The 16,548-nt window shown below is 47.0% G+C and carries 17 protein-coding genes; 9 read left to right on the plus strand and 8 right to left on the minus strand.

Annotated elements, in window-relative coordinates; all coding sequences use genetic code 11:
• Window position 1: 1 nt before the first annotated feature.
• From GV64_RS12970 to GV64_RS12980, 3 genes are all read right to left on the minus strand, one after another.
• Window positions 2–979: a YHYH protein gene (locus GV64_RS12970; RefSeq protein ID WP_020583342.1), complete on the minus strand. Its 978-nt coding sequence runs from the start codon at window positions 977–979 to the stop codon at window positions 2–4.
• Window positions 980–1,228: 249 nt separating this feature from the next.
• The gene (speG, locus tag GV64_RS12975; RefSeq protein ID WP_020583343.1) at window positions 1,229–1,780 is read right to left on the minus strand and encodes a spermidine N1-acetyltransferase; all 552 of its coding nucleotides are present in this window, start codon (window positions 1,778–1,780) and stop codon (window positions 1,229–1,231) included.
• 261 nt (window positions 1,781–2,041) lie between these two features.
• Window positions 2,042–3,004 (minus strand): carcinine hydrolase/isopenicillin-N N-acyltransferase family protein, encoded by a 963-nt coding sequence (locus tag GV64_RS12980; protein WP_020583344.1) that lies wholly within the window; start codon window positions 3,002–3,004, stop codon window positions 2,042–2,044.
• 378 nt (window positions 3,005–3,382) lie between these two features.
• Between GV64_RS12980 and GV64_RS12985 the strand changes: the two genes are divergently transcribed.
• The 6 genes from GV64_RS12985 (at window position 3,383) to GV64_RS13010 (ending at window position 9,667) form a co-directional block, all read left to right on the plus strand.
• Entirely contained in the window at window positions 3,383–4,570 is a 1,188-nt protein-coding gene (locus GV64_RS12985; RefSeq protein WP_033403282.1) for a thiolase family protein, read from the plus strand.
• A gap of 90 nt (window positions 4,571–4,660) precedes the next feature.
• A complete protein-coding gene (locus GV64_RS12990) occupies window positions 4,661–5,830 on the plus strand; it encodes an acyl-CoA dehydrogenase family protein (RefSeq protein ID WP_020583347.1) in 1,170 nt (389 codons plus the stop codon).
• A 2-nt stretch (window positions 5,831–5,832) separates the two neighbouring features.
• Complete coding sequence (locus GV64_RS12995; protein ID WP_020583348.1) at window positions 5,833–6,621, plus strand: enoyl-CoA hydratase; 789 nt, start codon at window positions 5,833–5,835, stop codon at window positions 6,619–6,621.
• Window positions 6,622–6,694: 73 nt separating this feature from the next.
• The gene (mmsB, locus tag GV64_RS13000) at window positions 6,695–7,585 is read left to right on the plus strand and encodes a 3-hydroxyisobutyrate dehydrogenase (RefSeq protein ID WP_020583349.1); all 891 of its coding nucleotides are present in this window, start codon (window positions 6,695–6,697) and stop codon (window positions 7,583–7,585) included.
• Window positions 7,586–7,902: 317 nt separating this feature from the next.
• Window positions 7,903–9,153 carry a NupC/NupG family nucleoside CNT transporter gene (locus GV64_RS13005; protein WP_026258365.1) on the plus strand — a complete coding sequence of 417 codons (1,251 nt, stop codon included), beginning with the start codon at window positions 7,903–7,905 and terminating at the stop codon, window positions 9,151–9,153.
• Window positions 9,154–9,337: 184 nt separating this feature from the next.
• Complete coding sequence (locus GV64_RS13010; protein WP_020583351.1) at window positions 9,338–9,667, plus strand: helix-turn-helix domain-containing protein; 330 nt, start codon at window positions 9,338–9,340, stop codon at window positions 9,665–9,667.
• A 305-nt stretch (window positions 9,668–9,972) separates the two neighbouring features.
• Here the strand turns inward: GV64_RS13010 and GV64_RS13015 are convergent, their stop codons facing one another.
• Window positions 9,973–10,245, minus strand: coding sequence for an HU family DNA-binding protein (locus GV64_RS13015; protein ID WP_026258366.1), 273 nt, complete (start codon window positions 10,243–10,245; stop codon window positions 9,973–9,975).
• Between the two features lie 275 nt (window positions 10,246–10,520).
• Window positions 10,521–11,381 (minus strand): universal stress protein, encoded by an 861-nt coding sequence (locus tag GV64_RS13020; protein WP_020583353.1) that lies wholly within the window; start codon window positions 11,379–11,381, stop codon window positions 10,521–10,523.
• A 270-nt stretch (window positions 11,382–11,651) separates the two neighbouring features.
• On the opposite strand from GV64_RS13020, the gene GV64_RS13025 reads away from it, so the two are divergent.
• Window positions 11,652–12,326, plus strand: a complete 675-nt coding sequence (locus GV64_RS13025) for an OmpW/AlkL family protein (RefSeq protein ID WP_020583354.1) — start codon at window positions 11,652–11,654, stop codon at window positions 12,324–12,326.
• A gap of 62 nt (window positions 12,327–12,388) precedes the next feature.
• On the opposite strand, the gene GV64_RS13030 is transcribed toward GV64_RS13025, so the two are convergent.
• Window positions 12,389–13,648 carry a pepsin-like aspartyl protease gene (locus tag GV64_RS13030; RefSeq protein ID WP_020583355.1) on the minus strand — a complete coding sequence of 420 codons (1,260 nt, stop codon included), beginning with the start codon at window positions 13,646–13,648 and terminating at the stop codon, window positions 12,389–12,391.
• 160 nt (window positions 13,649–13,808) lie between these two features.
• On the opposite strand from GV64_RS13030, the gene GV64_RS13035 reads away from it, so the two are divergent.
• Both GV64_RS13035 and miaE read left to right on the plus strand, forming a co-directional pair.
• Complete coding sequence (locus GV64_RS13035; RefSeq protein ID WP_020583356.1) at window positions 13,809–14,324, plus strand: TIGR00645 family protein; 516 nt, start codon at window positions 13,809–13,811, stop codon at window positions 14,322–14,324.
• Between the two features lie 71 nt (window positions 14,325–14,395).
• Window positions 14,396–15,070 carry a tRNA-(ms[2]io[6]A)-hydroxylase gene (miaE, locus tag GV64_RS13040; protein ID WP_020583357.1) on the plus strand — a complete coding sequence of 225 codons (675 nt, stop codon included), beginning with the start codon at window positions 14,396–14,398 and terminating at the stop codon, window positions 15,068–15,070.
• Window positions 15,071–15,153: 83 nt separating this feature from the next.
• Here miaE and GV64_RS13045 read toward each other — a convergent pair whose 3' ends face one another.
• Both GV64_RS13045 and GV64_RS13050 read right to left on the minus strand, forming a co-directional pair.
• The gene (locus GV64_RS13045; protein ID WP_020583358.1) at window positions 15,154–15,882 is read right to left on the minus strand and encodes a UDP-2,3-diacylglucosamine diphosphatase; all 729 of its coding nucleotides are present in this window, start codon (window positions 15,880–15,882) and stop codon (window positions 15,154–15,156) included.
• Window positions 15,882–16,394: a peptidylprolyl isomerase gene (locus GV64_RS13050; RefSeq protein WP_020583359.1), complete on the minus strand. Its 513-nt coding sequence runs from the start codon at window positions 16,392–16,394 to the stop codon at window positions 15,882–15,884. The genes GV64_RS13045 and GV64_RS13050 overlap by 1 nt, the downstream gene beginning before the upstream one ends.
• Between the last annotated feature and the right edge of the window lie 154 nt (window positions 16,395–16,548).

Raw genomic sequence — 16,548 nt, forward strand, 5'->3', positions numbered from 1 at the left:
GTTAATGCCGCCTTGCCGGAATACAGGCCAGGTTTTGCGCTGGTGTTCTTCTACAGGTTCCTGTGACCCTTTGTCCTCGACCCGGGGTTCTGAACTGGCAGTAATCATCTGACTGTTTACCGTAACAAGCATTGATGGCTTCCTGAGGCGCGGCAGGTTTTCGAGACCTCCTTTGAGAATCCTGGTTACGGCGGCTTTCACGATTGCTGTTTTTGTGAAGAAAGTCAGTGCTGATCTCTCCCCATAGACACCTTGGGTAGAACGGGTAGGTGTCCGTTGCGTAATAGACGAATGCTCCCTCGAGAGTCCCACCATTACATTCATCCAGCGTTCCTGATCCAACCTGATATTCCCAGTCCTGATTGTAGGTGCCATCGTATAGGCCTCCCGGGGGAGCGGGGCGGTTTCCTGGCTTCAGCTGGTAGCTGGATGTTTGCTGCTCGTATGCATAATGAATTTCAAATCCGTCCGCCGCATAGCCAATCAATGTTGAGTCAACGGTTTCTACCAGTACCTCAGGAATGCCGTGGTAATGGTATAAACCCCGCTGATCGACATGGGCGTTATTTTGGTCCATGCCTAACCGGTCTCTTGCACCGATGCCTTCAAGGTTCCAGCCAGAGCTGCGGTCACGACTGAATCCCCTGGGGCTTGATGCATCATAGTATTCCGCGGTGCCAGGACGGATCTGTACACCATTAATGGCAACACCAATAGAACCCCGTACGCTCTGTGGGATGCTTCCTTTATGGGGGACTTTTGAGAAGCAGAGACGTACATCCTGTTCTGTGATTGAGTTCGGGTTGCCCGGGTTGGGAAAACGACCGGTATCGTGGTCTGGTAAACCATTGGAGATAACACATCGTTTTCCATTGTCTATGGTGATGGTTACCGCATTATTGTGTGCCCATCCGGCAGAGGGTAATTGGGTAAGAATGACGGATAATAGGAGTGAGTTCCATCTGGTGGTTACTGGCATGGTCAATCCCTGATATAGCCATAATTGTTTTTATTCAAGATTATTATATGGGGATAGTTACAGGGGGTACTACTGTTTTCTACCGAGTAACACCGGACAAAATGTCCGGTGTTATAGAAGGGCTGGTGGTATTAAGAAGCATAGGGCCTGTTGACGTTTCGTTGCGGCATTTTGAAAGGCAACCAGCCTTCCTGCAATGCCGCGCCTCGTCATAGGAGCGGCCTGATACGCTGAGCACGCAACGAAACGTCAACTGGCCCTAGCCTGTTTGATTTTATTCAAATAGTCACGTTGGAGAATGTACATCCTTAATACATCACAGTAATGGCCATTGGTGAAGTATTCCTGAATCATACGACCTTCTTCAATAAAGCCGGTCTGCTGGTAGAGATGAATGGCTTTTTCATTTTCAACGGCGACCACCAGATAAACCTTATTCAGGTTCAGTATGGTAAAGGCATAATCCAGAGCGGACTTGATCAATGCCCGGGCATGGCCTTTGCCCTGATGACCCGGTGCAATAATGATCTGGAACTCTGCCTTGCGATGGACATAGTCGATTTCAATCAACTCAACCAAACCAATAGACTCAGCTTCATTGCTTTGTGTCGCGGTATGTTCCGCAACAAAACGGCGCTCGGTGTTGTCATGGATGTGTTTGCCATAGAGGTCTTCCAGTTCATCGAAAGACTCATAAGGCTCTTCAAACCAATAGGACATTATGCTGCGGTTATTATTGAGAGAGTGCACAAAACGCAGGTCTTTCTTTTCCAGCGCTCTCAAACGGATACTGCTTTTCATCCTGGAATCTCGTTAGCCAGAGACTGACTCTGTATAAAAAATTAGTGCTTAAAGTGCCAGCAGAAGGAGTGGCAAAAGCATCGGTATTTTACGTGAATTTAGGGGTAAATAACTATCTAATTGTTTGAGTATTTATTGATTATTCAATGAGTTATAGGGATATGTTTGAGGTGGGTATGACCTTTCGTTTTGATAATGTTTCAGGGGCTGGTCACATGTCTAATTGTGGACACCCCTAAGCTCTTTGATTTGCAGGTGAGGTTAAAGTTCACCTTCGGTATAGGTGTATCGTCGCTCACTGCCTACCGGTTCACTATCAATGCCGTCGGCATTCAGGGGAAGGGGCTGGATTTTTGCAGGGGGATAATTCCAGAACTCCGAATTTAGCTCCAGTTCATAGCGTTGAAAGGTCTGGCTGGGTGAAGTAAAGCGCACATTAAGATCAGGTGTGCCATTTTCAGGCAGGCTGACAACCCAGCTGGCAACGGTAACTTCCCGAAGAATACTGTTGTAGGGGCCATTCTGGGCGCTGTTCATCCAGCGGTAATAGTTACCTTCTGCCGTTAGCTGGCCAGGTGCACCCTTCATCAGCGCTTTTATGGTTTCAAACCGGTCTGCAGAGTCGGGGTAGAAAACCTTATTAAACCCTCGCATAGGTTCCAATACATAATGATTGGTATGGTATAGAAGGTTATTGTTTTCACTGGCATGGAGTATTTGATAGGAACCTTCTTTGGGCCCGACCTCGACCAGAATTGCTCCGGATTTATCGCCGATGATCAGAAAATTTGCCAGGCCATTGCCAAACAGTTTTTCCTGGTTTTCCAAAACTTCCGCAACGGAACGATGATCTTTAAGGATGGCGTAAATAGCCGCAGACTGGTCTGCATCATTAAATTTGTCTGCATTGTTAATAGAAGCGGACTCATTCTGTACCACTGATAGGCCATGCTCATTAATGCCTGCGGCAATATAAGGGTACGGTGTCTGATCAACACTGTTATAGAAAAGGCCAAGATAAGCATTTTCTCCGGGCTCTCTTTTTACTGCTAACTGTTCATATGCTGCCAGGGAGTCCCGGTTCTTGGCCATTAATAGCCCACCCTCATCATTAGCTGTGCCCACTGAGGCAAAAGTGGTACAGGCCTTGGCTTCTGATGGCTGGAACAGGAGGGATGAAAACAAAAGACTGGTCGAAATAGTAAGGCCTGATAAGAGGCGCATGGCCGGGTCCTTATACTGATGTTGTCTTTTAAAAAGTATCAGTGATCTGTTGTTTGTCCATCCTGTACCCGAAATGTGTATGCATAAATTGCATTCTTTGTAGTTCAAAAGGGTGAGCTGCAAGTGTTCAATGGGCCTTATAATTGCCGTCGGTAAGATTAAGGTCAGAAGGTGCTGGTTTGCTCCTGCCGTGTTCGCTCTGATATCGTTTTTTGGTAACAATAGAGCTATGATGCAAAAAGGCAGTAAATAGAAATAAACGATAAAACACTGTCTTTCTTAAAAAAATACAATGTGTAAATGCTGTTTTGATTCACTGGCAATGCATCCTGTGGCGTTTACAAAGAAAGAATAAATAACAAAAAAGCGAGTTTCAGTATGTCTTCTTCACGTAATCCGTTACAAGAGAGCATCGTCATTGTCTCCGCAGCCCGGACTCCCATGGGCGGATTTCAGGGTGATCTGTCGTCTACTACCGCTGTAGATCTGGGTACCATTGCCATCAAATCAGCCCTGGAACGTGCAGGTGTGGCTCCTGAAAAGGTTTCTGAGGTGCTGATGGGCTGTGTGTTGCCTGCTGGAACAGGGCAGGGGCCTGCACGACAGTCAGCGCTGAATGCAGGAATCCCAGTTCATGTACCCACCACAACACTCAATAAACTCTGCGGATCTGGGATGAAAACCGTGATGCTGGGTGCTACCCAGTTGCAAACTGGCGAAGCGGATATGGTGGTTGCCGGTGGTATGGAAAGCATGACCAATGCACCTTATCTGCTTGATAAAGCCCGGGGTGGTATGCGTCTTGGTCATGGTCAGGTGAAAGATCACATGTTTACTGATGGCCTTGAAGACGCTTACCGCGGTATAGCCATGGGGGTTTTTGCCCAGGAAACGGCTGATCGTTTTGGTTTAACCCGTGAGGCGATGGATGACTATGCTCTGACTTCTCTGGAACGGGCAAATAAGGCGATAGAGTCCGGTGCTTTTGCTGATGAAATTGTTCCTGTTGAAACCCGCAAAGGGCTGGTGGACATTGATGAGCAGCCTGGTAAAGCCAGACCGGAGAAAATACGTCAGCTTCGGCCGGCATTTACCAAAGATGGAACAGTAACTGCCGCTAACTCAAGCTCTATTTCTGATGGTGCAGCCGCGCTGGTGCTCATGCGAGAAGAAGATGCAAAAGCGCAGGGACTTCGGCCTATTGCCCGGATTCTTGGTTATCAGAGTCATGCCCAGAAGCCAGAGGAGTTTACCATTGCACCTATTGACTGTGTTCGTAAGCTTCTGGAGAAAATAGACTGGCAGGCCGGTGATGTTGATCTGTTCGAAATTAATGAGGCCTTCGCGGTAGTTGCCATGATGGCCATGCGTGAACTGGGGCTTGATCATAGTAAAGTAAATATTAACGGTGGTGCCTGTGCGCTTGGTCATCCTCTGGGTGCCAGTGGTGCCCGTATTCTGGTGACATTGCTGCATGCATTGAAAAAGACGGGTGGTAAAAAAGGTGTTGCTTCACTCTGCATTGGTGGTGGCGAAGCGACAGCCATTGCGGTTGAAATGATTTGATCAAGTAAAAGGGCTCTGTTGCCCTTTCTTTTTGTTGTCGAATGAGCCTTCCGGTCATTTGCTGTTAAATAAGAACAAGAGACTGAAGTCATGGATTACAACCTTTCTGAAGAGCAGATCGCCTTTCGTGATCTGGCCAGGCAATTTGCCGACGCTGAATTGGCTCCCCATGCTGCGCAGTGGGATCTTGATTCTCATTTTCCAGTTGATGTTATCAAGGCAGCGGGTGACCTTGGCTTCTGTGCCCTGTATACCAATGAATCCATGGGGGGGCTTGGTCTTTCCCGACTCGATTCACATATTGTCTTTGAGCAGCTGGCTATGGGATGTACGGCTACGACTGCCTATATCACCATTCATAATATGGTGACCTGGATGGTCAGTGAGTTTGCTACTGACAGGGTTAAGTCCGACTGGGGGGAAGGTTTGATCAGTGGCAGCAAGCTGTCTTCTTATTGTCTCACAGAGCCGGGGGCAGGCAGTGATGCTGCTTCACTGAAGACTAAAGCTGTTCGTGATGGTGGTGAGTATGTTCTCAACGGCTCTAAAATGTTTATTTCTGGTGCGGGTAGTACTGATCTGCTGCTGGTGATGGCCAGAACCGGAGAAGAAGGTCCGAAAGGTATATCGGCCTTTGCTGTACCTGCGAACCTTGAAGGCATTCACTATGGCAAGAAAGAAGAGAAAATGGGCTGGAATGCCCAGCCAACCCGACTGATTTCCTTTGATAATGTTCGTATACCCGCTGATCACCTGTTGGGATCCGAAGGTGAGGGGTTTTCGTTTGCCATGAAGGGGTTGGATGGTGGACGTATCAACATTGCTACCTGCTCGGTAGGTACGGCACAACAGGCATTGAATACCGCCAGAGCGTATATGAAAGAGCGCAAGCAGTTCGGCCGTGAACTGGCAGGATTTCAGGCGTTGCAGTTCAAGCTTGCTGATATGAATACTGAGCTGGTCGCTGCCCGTCAGATGGTGCGGCTGGCTGCGTTTAAACTGGATAATGGGGATCCGGAAGCAACGGCCTATTGTGCCATGGCCAAGCGTTTTGCCACGGATATCGGTTTCCAGGTGTGTAATGAGGCGCTCCAGATTCATGGTGGTTATGGCTACATCAAAGAATACCCACTGGAACGACATGTTCGTGATAACCGTGTGCACCAGATACTGGAAGGCACTAATGAAATCATGCGGCTGATCGTCGCTCGTCGTCTGCTCTCAGAGAGCATCTCTGAAACTGGTATGGAGTTACAGTAATTATGTCTGAGGCTATGTCTGAAAAGCTGCGCCTTACTTATGAAGGGCGTACCGCCATTCTGACCCTGGATAACCCGCCGGCTAATACCTGGACGCCTGAGAGTCTGGAAAAACTGGAGCAGATTATTCAGGAGTTAAACCGCAAACCGGATGTTGTTGCGCTGATTATTACTTCAGCTTCTGAGAAGTTTTTCAGTGCCGGTGCTGATTTAAAACGCTTTGATAACCTGACGCCTGAAGAAGCGAGACCTTTTGCAGAAGGGTTTGGCAAGGCCTTCGAAGCTCTCAGTGATTTTAATGGACTCACCATTGCGGCTATTAATGGTTATGCGATGGGCGGTGGTCTGGAAGTTGCGTTGGCTTGCGACTTGAGAGTGGCTGAAGAGCGAGCCATTATGGCTTTGCCGGAAGCTGCAGTGGGTTTGCTGCCTTGTGCTGGGGGAACTCAGAACCTGGCAATTCTTGTAGGAGAAGCTTGGGCCAAGCGCATGATTCTCTGTGGTGAGAAGGTAGGGGCCGAAAAAGCATTGGAAATTGGTCTGGTGGAAGAGGTTGTGGGGGCTGGTGAAAGTGTGGGGCGTGCGAAAGCATTGGCCGCTAATGCTGAAAAGCAGAGCCCCGATGCGTTGAGAGCTTGTAAAAAATTGGTACAAATGAGTCGATCAGGCTTCTCAAGGGATGCTTTGCCCAACGAAAGAGAGTTGTTTCTGGAATTGTTCAATGGCAAAAACCAGCAGGAAGGGGTTCGTGCATTTCTTGAGAAGCGCAAGCCTGAGTGGAGCTATGAATAAGCGCTGGGAATAAACGTATTTTGCCAGCAGGCTTTTGTCCTCATTTGGCCTGCTTTGGATAAGGATCATAATAATGACAAAAATTGCATTTATCGGCCTTGGTAATATGGGTGGTCCCATGGCTCAGAATCTGGTGAAAGCCGGTTATGAAGTCTGTGGTTTTGACCTGATGCCTGAAGCACTGGATCAGCTGGAGCAAGCAGGAGGCTCAAGAGCTGAGTCGGTAACCGATGCTGCTCAGGATGCCAGTGTTGTGATCAGTATGTTGCCTGCTGGCAAACATGTGGAAGCGCTTTATCTTGGTGATGAAGGCCTTTTTAATGTTATTGGCAGCCGTTGTCTGGTTATAGACTGCAGCACCATTGAGGCAGATGTTGCCAAAAAGGTGGGTGTAAAGGCCGAAGAGCAGGGCATTGATTTTATTGATGCTCCGGTTTCGGGTGGAACTGCCGGGGCTGCCGCCGGTACATTGACGTTTATGGTTGGAGGCAGTGCAGAAACAGTCGAACGAGCCAGACCTTACCTGGAGGTGATGGGGCAGAATATTTTTCATGCTGGTGGCGCTGGTGCCGGACAGCTGGCAAAAATATGTAACAATATGCTGTTGGCTGTTCTTATGACGGGGACATCGGAAGCCCTCAAGTTGGGTATTGATAATGGCCTTGATCCAGCAGTGCTCTCTGAAATCATGAATAAGAGTTCTGGGGGCAACTGGGTTCTGGAAAAATATAATCCAGTCCCGGGAGTCATGCCTCAAGCGCCAGCCAGTAATGGCTATCAGGGTGGCTTTATGGTGGGCTTGATGGCAAAGGATCTTGATTTGGCCCTGAATGCGGCGGCAGGCAGCAAGACAGCAACACCAATGGCCTCGCTGGCGGAAAACCTGTATAAAATGCATTCGATCCGCTCTGGAAACACTCAGGATTTTTCGAGCATTATTCAACTCTACGATCCAGCAGATTAGTGCGCATGGTGATCACTTATAACGGCTTTTTGTGAATTCATGAGATCCGTTGAGGAGTTTGTTTATCCTGGCAGCTGTTTTTCTGAATGCATGATCAAAATTATTATTCAATAGATAGTTGCCGGTCATCGTGCAGTTTGTTTTCCTTCTCTTGATTTAGCTCAATGTTTTGCTCTGAAGTTGTTCTAAATTTGAACAGTTGTGTCAGATAACTGTTCTGTTTTTGTAAATCAGGTTATACAATTCCGTGGATTTATCTATAGTTCTGGCTGGGTAACTGGTCGGAGCTGATCATCCATTTGAGGTAACCTGTTCCCATGCAAATACTTATGAGTCTGGTTGGTATTGCCAGCTTGTTGGCAATCGCCTTTTTGTTATCCGATAACCGGAAAGCCATTAACCTGCGAACGGTCGGTGGTGCGTTTGCCATCCAGGCTGTACTGGGGGCCTTGGTTCTTTATGTGCCATTGGGTCAGGAGATTCTGGGTAATGTCTCCAATGCGGTCAGTAATGTTATCAGTTATGCGAATCAGGGTATTGGTTTTCTTTTCGGTGATCTGGGTAATTTCAAGGTAGGTTTTATCTTCGCGATAAACGTTCTGCCCATTATCATCTTCTTCTCATCTCTCGTTGCTGTTCTGTACTATCTTGGCGTTATGCAGAAAGTGGTTACCATTCTCGGTGGTGCTCTGCAGAAGTTACTGGGTACCAGTCGTACAGAATCCCTGTCTGCAACCGCTAACATCTTTGTTGGTCAGACTGAAGCACCATTGGTGGTCAGACCTTATATTGGTCGTATGACAAACTCTGAGCTGTTCGCCGTTATGGTTGGTGGTCTTGCTTCCGTTGCCGGCTCTGTTCTGGCGGGCTATGCCAGTATGGGGGTTGAGCTGAAATACCTCATTGCAGCAAGTTTCATGGCTGCGCCGGGTGGTTTGTTGATGGCTAAGATGATCAAGCCAGAAACCGATACGCCTGATGACTCTGAACTGGTTGATGAGGAAGGTGACACTGATAAGCCTGCAAACCTGATTGATGCTGCTGCTTCTGGTGCTTCTTCTGGTATGAAGCTGGCAGCCAATGTGGGCGCCATGCTGCTGGCCTTCATCGCCCTGATTGCAATGCTCAATGGCATCATGGGCTGGGTTGGTGGGTTCTTTGATTATCCAGATCTGAGCCTTGAGATAATTCTGGGTTATCTGTTCAGTCCTTTGGCATTCCTGATTGGCGTGCCTATGAATGAGATTGTTACTGCAGGCAGTTTCATTGGACAGAAGTTGGTAGTTAATGAATTTGTTGCCTACATGGACTTCGTGAATTACCTGGACCCTCAGGCAGCCGCTGCTGCTGGTGTTGAGGTGCTGTCACAGCGTACTCAGATCATTATCACATTTGCTTTGTGTGGTTTTGCCAACCTGTCTTCCATTGCGATTCTGCTGGGTGGTCTGGGTGTTATGGCGCCACACCGTCGTCAGGACATTGCCCGTATGGGTGTTAAGGCGGTGGCTGCAGGTACTCTGTCTAACCTGATGAGTGCTACCATTGCTGGTCTAATGCTCTCTCTGTAATTCTTTTCCCTCAGGCCATGGTTATACTATGGCCTGTCTTAGCTTTTCTCCCGCTCTCCTTTTATCAACAGAATCTAACGCTTTTAAAGAAACAGCCGAATCACATAGTGAATATTATGTGTAGGGATTTCTGTGTGCTGATTGATCATGGAACTCTTTCTGAACCTTTCCTGAGTGTGCAAGGATGAACCTGACAACAAGGATTTTATGCTCCCGCAAAGATAAGAAGTTCTCACAGCAGGCACTGGCTGATTTGATTGGTATCTCCAGAAGTGCGCTGGCCCAGTGGGAAACCAGTATGAGTAGTCCCAGTCTGGATAATCTGCGTAAAATGGCAGAGATACTCGAAGTTTCCTTTGAGTGGCTGGCCACCGGGCGGGGAAATCAGTATCTGATTATATCCGATGAGGTGGTCAGTGATTCAGAGGTGGATGGGGAAATCATCAGCCAGCTGCACAGAATGAATCTGCTGAAGAAAAGGGCGATTCTCAATGTTATGAGGGCCATGGCATAAAAAGGATGGGTATTGCATAAAAAAGCGCCGTAAAGGCGCTTTTTTATGTCAAAGTACTTGTGCAGCAGTATGTGATATTACAGAAGTATTCGGCGGGCGTTCTCAATTAGACAGGTGGCCGACTATTCATGGTTTGTGCCAGAGAATACCCAAAGGGTATAAAGGCGCGAGCTGATTAGTAAGCAACGTAGAATGACGTAAACCATAGGGCGGCCCTTCGGTTTTTTCACACGCATTCAGACGAAGCGTGTGTGAAGAACGGGTCTCATGGCTAATTGAGAGCGCCCTTTGCAATATAAGCCTGTCTATTTGATCATTTCCCGGAACTTATTACCTGGTTTGAACTGTGGCAGTTTGCAGGCGGGTATATGAATTTCTTCACCGGTCTGGGGGTTACGCCCCTTTCTGGCCGCCCGGTCCGCCACTGAGAATGTGCCAAAACCAATGAGTTGAACGACATCTCCGCTTGCCAGCGTGTCCTGCGTGTTGCTGATAAAGGCATTGACAACCAGTTCTGCCTTGCTTCGTGGCAGGTTTGCTTGTTCAGCGACTTGCTCAACCAGTTCTTTCTTGTTCATATCCAGTCTCAGGGAATTACCAGTTATGTGGAAAGAAAATACCAGAAAATCTGATTGATCAGATTCTGGTTTCGCTCGGCCCAGGAAAATCCTGGGCAGGTGGTGAAACACAATCAGCCTGGGGGTTAATCTCTTGCTTGAAAAGATTGAAGGGAGAAAAGCCTCGATAAGACAATATAGAAGTTTTTAAGCGCTTTATCCGGTTTCGTTACAGAATGAGGGCAATTAATTTAAGTGATGCCTGTCAGATGGTGCTGACAAGGCATCACTGTTAGTCACTGACTCAATTCACGCTCAAGGGGGATCATATGGTGCTTTGGTTGAAGAACCAGGATGTCGGTTTTAACCTCTGAGATCAGCTGTTCAGCTGTATTACCAATGGCAATGGCACTGATGCCTGTTCGGGCATGCGTGCCAAGAATCAGTAATTTGGCATCAATTTCTTTCAGTAATGCCGGAATCATCGTTTCGGTAGGGCCGGGTTCAATATGGAAATGGCTCTCATTCAGGTTGAATTCACGGGCATATTCTCGACAATGCTTTTCGTAGTGGTTTTTGTCAGTTAAGCCATCACCCTGGTCTTGAATGGCCAGCATGGTAGTAGGGTATGCGGTAGCCAGATGCAGTTCTGAGGAGAAGTCATCGGCAATATCCGTAGCGTATTGTAGGATGGCCTGATTGAGAACACTGTGATAATGATCTCTTGGGTCTGCATTAATGGCTGCAAGTATTTTGCCTTTGGTCCAGTCGCTTCTCTCCTGGACCAGAAGGACAGGAACGCGGCAACGTCGCAACAGACTCCAGTCTTCAGGGGTGGAAAACGCTTTTTTCAGAGCGCTTATCAGCTTGGCATCTTTGACAACAAGGTGGCAACGTTCCATCTGGCGAACATGGATGATGGTTTCGATGACAGAGTCGTGCCAAGTTTCATGAAGATACACTTCTCGACCTTCTGCCATCAGGGGTTCAGCCAGGGCTTCCAGGCGAACCATGGACTCACCATCGGCTTTTGGGTTGGGTGCAAGAATATGCAGCGCAGCCCCGGTTACCCGACAGATCTGGTTGGCCCGCTCAAGGGCCAGTTGCTCTTCCTTTCTGGTATCAACAACGGCCAGAACTTTGGTGATTCCACGCATTTGTCTCTCCTTCTTGCTTGAAATTCTGTTTCTTTTGATTCCATCATGCATGAGATTAACTGATGATTTAATGATCTAAGTCAATAAAATACTGTGCTGTTAGGAGTATGTGAGCGTTGTTTTGTGAAAATTTACATTATTAAAAGAAATGGTGTGAATAAATTTGATGTTTTTTGTTGGTTTGATCTAAGTCAATAAATTTGCTGAATGAAGTTCATACAATAAAAAGATCTTACATATCCAGCCCATTAATAAAAAAAAGGATAAGGAATGAAGATCAAATCTCTTTCGCTTGCCATTATCAGTGCAACGGCTTTGTTATCTGGTGCTGCACAGGCTTATGAAGCTGGCGACTTTATTGTTCGTGCTGGCTTGGTCAGTGTTAATCCGGATGTTGATAGCGGTAATCTGCATGCAGCTGGCATTGAACAAGCTGATCAGAAAGTAGATGTTAATAACGATTCTCAGCTGGGCTTATCTTTGACCTATATGGTTCAGGATAATATTGGTATTGAATTGCTGGCAGCAACGCCTTTCTCGCATAACTTACAGGGCAAGGGTGGGCTTTCTGGCTTGAATGACTTTGCCGAAGTTAAGCATCTGCCGCCAACACTGACTGTCCAGTACTACCCTATGCAGAACAATTCTGCATTCCAGCCTTATGTTGGCCTTGGCTTGAATTACACCATCTTTTTCAGTGAGAAATTTATTAATGGAGCCGATGCTGCTTTTGGCAGTCTCGAGCTGGATGATTCGCTCGGTTTGGCGGCTCAGGCTGGTTTTGATTACCAGATTACTGATAACTGGAGTTTGAATGCTGCTGTCTGGTATATGGATATTGATACCACCGGAACATTTAAAAATGCAGATGGGTCCGGTGATTACAAAATCGACGTATCTCTCGATCCCTGGGTTTATATGGCAGGTGTAGCCTACCGTTTTTAATACCTTAGGTGTTCGTTGAACAACAAACCGCTGTCAGTTTTCTGTCAGCGGTTTTTTTCCTATTACTGTATCGGGTCTGAGACGATCATGGGGTGTGATGTGAAGTGCTTTCGCATTTCCTGAGGTGCTCCTAGCTCATCTACCAGTTTGGCAAAAGCAATCTGGCTATCAGTTTTATTAAAGACAACATAGAATCCCCGCATATAGGCATCCCCAAAGATCCAGAAATCCTGGTTTCCCGGTGCGAGCCCTGCGGTACACTGCTCCTGACCCCACCAGTCAACTTGCTTAACTATGTAGAACTCAGGCGGTACTGTGTACTTTGTGGCATCAATGGTGAAGACAAGGTCAGGCTGTTCATCAAGGTTTGAACAATCCGGGTTAATATTCAAGGCATTTTGGATGCTGGCAATATCATTGGCGGGACCAACAATCAGTGAGGTGCCGGAGTCAATGATGGCTCTACATTTGCCCTGATATTGGCAGGTCAGAGGAATGCTGTCTGAATTAACAGCTATACCATCGAAGGCAATGTTGTAATAAAAATCTATAGGGCTACCAGTCTCAAGAGATTGCAGGGAGTGCCAGTTAATATCTCCCTGATAATAGTCAGGATCAGGCTCGCCGATAATGAGCCGGCCGGCCCCATTGCCCGGGGAGTTTGACAGATAGAATGAGAAAATGGCTTTTGGGATGAGTCCTTGTGCAACGGCATTGTCCATCCACGGAGTAACCTGATCGCTGGCAATGGATTTGTAGGCAAGACCAAAAATGCCATCGAAGGGTGAATTCTGAAAATTGTTCGAAAGCTGGTTGGCCAGGCCTATACCCTGTTTAGTGACACTGATTCCGCCAAATGTAACTGTGTCATAGCCAACATACCCCTGCATACTGCCCGTTCCGTACTGTATGGAGAGTGGCTGACCATTTGTTGAGAATGTCTGGCTTAGATCGGGGTCAAACTTTTCCTTGCCTTCACAGCCTGGTGTGAGGCAGCTTTTTTCCGGTGTCCAGATATTGCTTGATCCGGTATCCAGCACTCCAGTGAATGTCTGGTTTTGGGACCCCATCAGGAATGTCCCGTAATACTGGGTATTATGCTTGTCTGTAAGAACAACTTCACCTTGCTCTGGTGTCTGTGTGATCAGTCCACTGCTTTGGAGCCTTTGCTCCACAGTAGGCTCAAGTATCTGAATATAAGCTTTTTTACCTCCCGAAGCTGCCTGCTGGTCCAGAATGGTTTTTTCTGTTAAACCCGCGTGGGTGACAAGTGCTTGAGACAATATTAATGAGGGGATTGATGCAATAAGTAATCTGTTCATAGCGCTATTCCACATTTAAGGAAAAGGTAGTGTTAGCACGCGTGCAATTTAGTCGTTCTCTGTCGTTTTATCCAATGTGACTATATATAATTTCCTCATGCGTAAATGTGATAGTATGCTGCAAAAATTTTACTGATTGGCTCTACTGGTTTAGCTACTTATGGAAAGATTGTTTGAGAAACTGCTGTATTCTGCCCGTTGGCTGCTTGCTCCGATTTATTTGGGGTTAAGCCTTGTTCTTGTGGCGCTGCTGATTGAGTTTTTTCAAAGTGCTCTCTATCTCTTGTTAAACGTCTCTCACATGAATGAGAATGACGTGACCCTTAAGGCACTCACTCTGATCGATGTCGCTTTAGTGGGTGGGCTGATCGTGATGGTCATGTATGCAGGCTATGAAAATTTTGTCTCTAAAATTGATATTGCCGAAGAGACAGATAAATTAAGCTGGTTAGGGAAAATGGATGCTGGCTCTCTGAAGGCGAAGGTAGCTGCTTCTATCGTTGCCATTTCTTCAATTCATCTGCTCAAAGTTTTCATGAACGCCAATAATGTGCCTAATGATAAACTTATGTGGGCTGTTTTGATGCATCTGACGTTTGTTGCCTCAGCTTTCTTTATGGGATTGCTGGATAATATGCTGCATAATAAAAAGAAAGGGCTTGATACTTCGTTATAAATACTTGCCAGCCATCTCCACTGCTGAATTTTGACTGTGTTAACATACTGGCTCAGTAAAGTGAGCCAGTTATGATCGATATTTCCCATATTCTTGAATTCTTACCCTGCCCAACGCCCGAAGTGTGGGTCGAAGAGGCCAGAAAGCCAGAAAATCTCTCTTTGATTCTGATTGATCATGCCAATAACGAATTGAAGGCCGCTCAAAGTGCCATTGCAATCATGAGCCGTTATCGTACCGGTCAGTTTGCTTCGGCTCGTGATAAAAATGAGGGCGGGATCAGGCGGCAGCTCAAGCCGCAAGATCAGTTTAGCCTTTTGAATAAGATGTCCAGACTGGCAAGAGAAGAGCTCAGGCATTATGAGCAGGTCCTGGCCATCATGGCACGCAGAAATATTACTTATACTCACCTGGGGGCTGGTCGTTATGCTGGTCAGCTAAGCTCTGTAATTCGAACCTTTGAGCCGGAAAAGCTGATCGATACCCTGATTATGGGAGCGTTTATTGAAGCCCGGTCCTGTGAGCGCTTTGCAGCGTTGTCACCCTGTCTTGATGATGAGTTGAAGAAATTCTATTTGTCCCTGCTGAAGTCTGAAAGTCGACATTTTCAGGATTATCTGACGCTTGCTGAAGCCATTAATGGCGGGCCTGTTGATGATCGGGTGATGTTATTTGCAGGAATTGAGCAAGATACCATTGAGTCACCGGACCCGAATTTTCGTTTCCATAGTGGGATTCCAGCCTGATACCGTTCAAACCATAGGGATTGCAAAGGCTCTCTATATCTTTTCTTTGTGCGCTTTGTGATCTCTGTGGTTTAAGATGGGGGTTATTCTGGAATAGGAAACTGATTCATGGACAAACCCTGCTCATTTAGCTCGATTTCCCAGCCTTTATCAGTCCAGTCGCCCAGCACGTAGCGCTTTCCAGTGCCTTTTTTTAAGGCAACTTCATGGATGTCGGGTCGGTGCGTATGGCCATGAATCAGGGTGTCTACCTGAAATTTCTCCATGACTTCAATAACGGCAGACGGCGTTACATCCATAATTTCCAGTGTTTTGCCAACTTTGGCAGTTTTACTGTTTTGACGAATTTTATGCCCAAGATTTTTTCGATAGGCCAAGGGCGTCTTTCGTAAGACAGCAATCACCAGTGGGTTGCGGATAATTTTCCGGTAACGCTGATACTGTTCATCATGGGTGCACAGGGAATCACCGTGCATAAGTAGAATTTTCTGGCTGTTAATCGTGACGAGTGTCGGGTCTTTCAGCCATTTCACGCCGGTTTCTTTCAGGAAAGATTTGCCAATAGCAAAATCCCGGTTGCCTGGCATCAGATAAACCACTTTGCCGGAATCGGTATACTCTTTCAGACGTCTGGCGATATCGTGCTGGAAGTCATCCATAGCATCATCCCCAACCCAGTACTCAAAGAAGTCTCCCAGGATATAGAGTTCATCCGCCTGAGGGGCACGATCCGTCAGGTAACGGCAGAATGCCCGGGCAATTGCCGGGCATTCTGGGGTTAGATGAAGGTCTGATATAAACAGAGCCTTCATCAAGCGGCTTCCACCGGCTCCAGGATTTCCGCAGACTCAATGATGATGTCATCAACCGGAACGTCCTGATGGCCAGCCTTGAAGGTGGTTTTGGCGCTCTTGATTTTGTTAACGATGTCCATGCCTTCGGATACCTTTCCAAATACACAGTAGCCCCAGCCATCATTGGTTTTACCGCTGTGATTAAGGAAATGGTTGTCTTTAACATTGATAAAGAACTGGGCGGATGCGGAGTGCGGGTCCATGGTTCTGGCCATGGCAATAGTGCCGGTTTCGTTCTTGAGGCCGTTATCAGCCTCATTTTCAATGGGCATTTTGGTCGACTTTTGAACCATGCCTGGCTCGAAACCACCGCCTTGAATCATAAAGCCATCAATCACACGGTGGAAAATAGTGCCATCAAAATGACCGTTTTTGACATATTCAAGAAAGTTGGCAACAGTTTTTGGCGCTTTTTCTGCATCCAGATCCAGCTTGATATCACCAAAGTTGGTGTGTAATACAACCGTCATAAGGGCACCACTCTTGTTAAAAAGGGATTCAGTCAGCCTGCCTGAGAAGCTGATAACTTGCGGGAGTGTGCAAGGCTAAGAGGCAGGTCAGGAAAATCACGGATTCTAGGTGTTTATCGTACTAGTGTAAAACCTATTCGATCAATGGAGGTCT

This window comes from Endozoicomonas elysicola (assembly GCF_000710775.1).
Classification (GTDB): Bacteria; Pseudomonadota; Gammaproteobacteria; order Pseudomonadales; family Endozoicomonadaceae; genus Endozoicomonas; species Endozoicomonas elysicola.

Coding starts and splice junctions, on each gene's coding strand:
- GV64_RS12970 (WP_020583342.1), bottom strand. CDS start 979: ATGCCAGTAACCACCAGATGGAACTCACTCCTATTATCCGTCATTCTT.
- speG (WP_020583343.1), bottom strand. CDS start 1,780: ATGAAAAGCAGTATCCGTTTGAGAGCGCTGGAAAAGAAAGACCTGCGT.
- GV64_RS12980 (WP_020583344.1), bottom strand. CDS start 3,004: ATGCGCCTCTTATCAGGCCTTACTATTTCGACCAGTCTTTTGTTTTCA.
- GV64_RS12985 (WP_033403282.1), top strand. CDS start 3,383: ATGTCTTCTTCACGTAATCCGTTACAAGAGAGCATCGTCATTGTCTCC.
- GV64_RS12990 (WP_020583347.1), top strand. CDS start 4,661: ATGGATTACAACCTTTCTGAAGAGCAGATCGCCTTTCGTGATCTGGCC.
- GV64_RS12995 (WP_020583348.1), top strand. CDS start 5,833: ATGTCTGAGGCTATGTCTGAAAAGCTGCGCCTTACTTATGAAGGGCGT.
- mmsB (WP_020583349.1), top strand. CDS start 6,695: ATGACAAAAATTGCATTTATCGGCCTTGGTAATATGGGTGGTCCCATG.
- GV64_RS13005 (WP_026258365.1), top strand. CDS start 7,903: ATGCAAATACTTATGAGTCTGGTTGGTATTGCCAGCTTGTTGGCAATC.
- GV64_RS13010 (WP_020583351.1), top strand. CDS start 9,338: ATGAACCTGACAACAAGGATTTTATGCTCCCGCAAAGATAAGAAGTTC.
- GV64_RS13015 (WP_026258366.1), bottom strand. CDS start 10,245: ATGAACAAGAAAGAACTGGTTGAGCAAGTCGCTGAACAAGCAAACCTG.
- GV64_RS13020 (WP_020583353.1), bottom strand. CDS start 11,381: ATGCGTGGAATCACCAAAGTTCTGGCCGTTGTTGATACCAGAAAGGAA.
- GV64_RS13025 (WP_020583354.1), top strand. CDS start 11,652: ATGAAGATCAAATCTCTTTCGCTTGCCATTATCAGTGCAACGGCTTTG.
- GV64_RS13030 (WP_020583355.1), bottom strand. CDS start 13,648: ATGAACAGATTACTTATTGCATCAATCCCCTCATTAATATTGTCTCAA.
- GV64_RS13035 (WP_020583356.1), top strand. CDS start 13,809: ATGGAAAGATTGTTTGAGAAACTGCTGTATTCTGCCCGTTGGCTGCTT.
- miaE (WP_020583357.1), top strand. CDS start 14,396: ATGATCGATATTTCCCATATTCTTGAATTCTTACCCTGCCCAACGCCC.
- GV64_RS13045 (WP_020583358.1), bottom strand. CDS start 15,882: ATGAAGGCTCTGTTTATATCAGACCTTCATCTAACCCCAGAATGCCCG.
- GV64_RS13050 (WP_020583359.1), bottom strand. CDS start 16,394: ATGACGGTTGTATTACACACCAACTTTGGTGATATCAAGCTGGATCTG.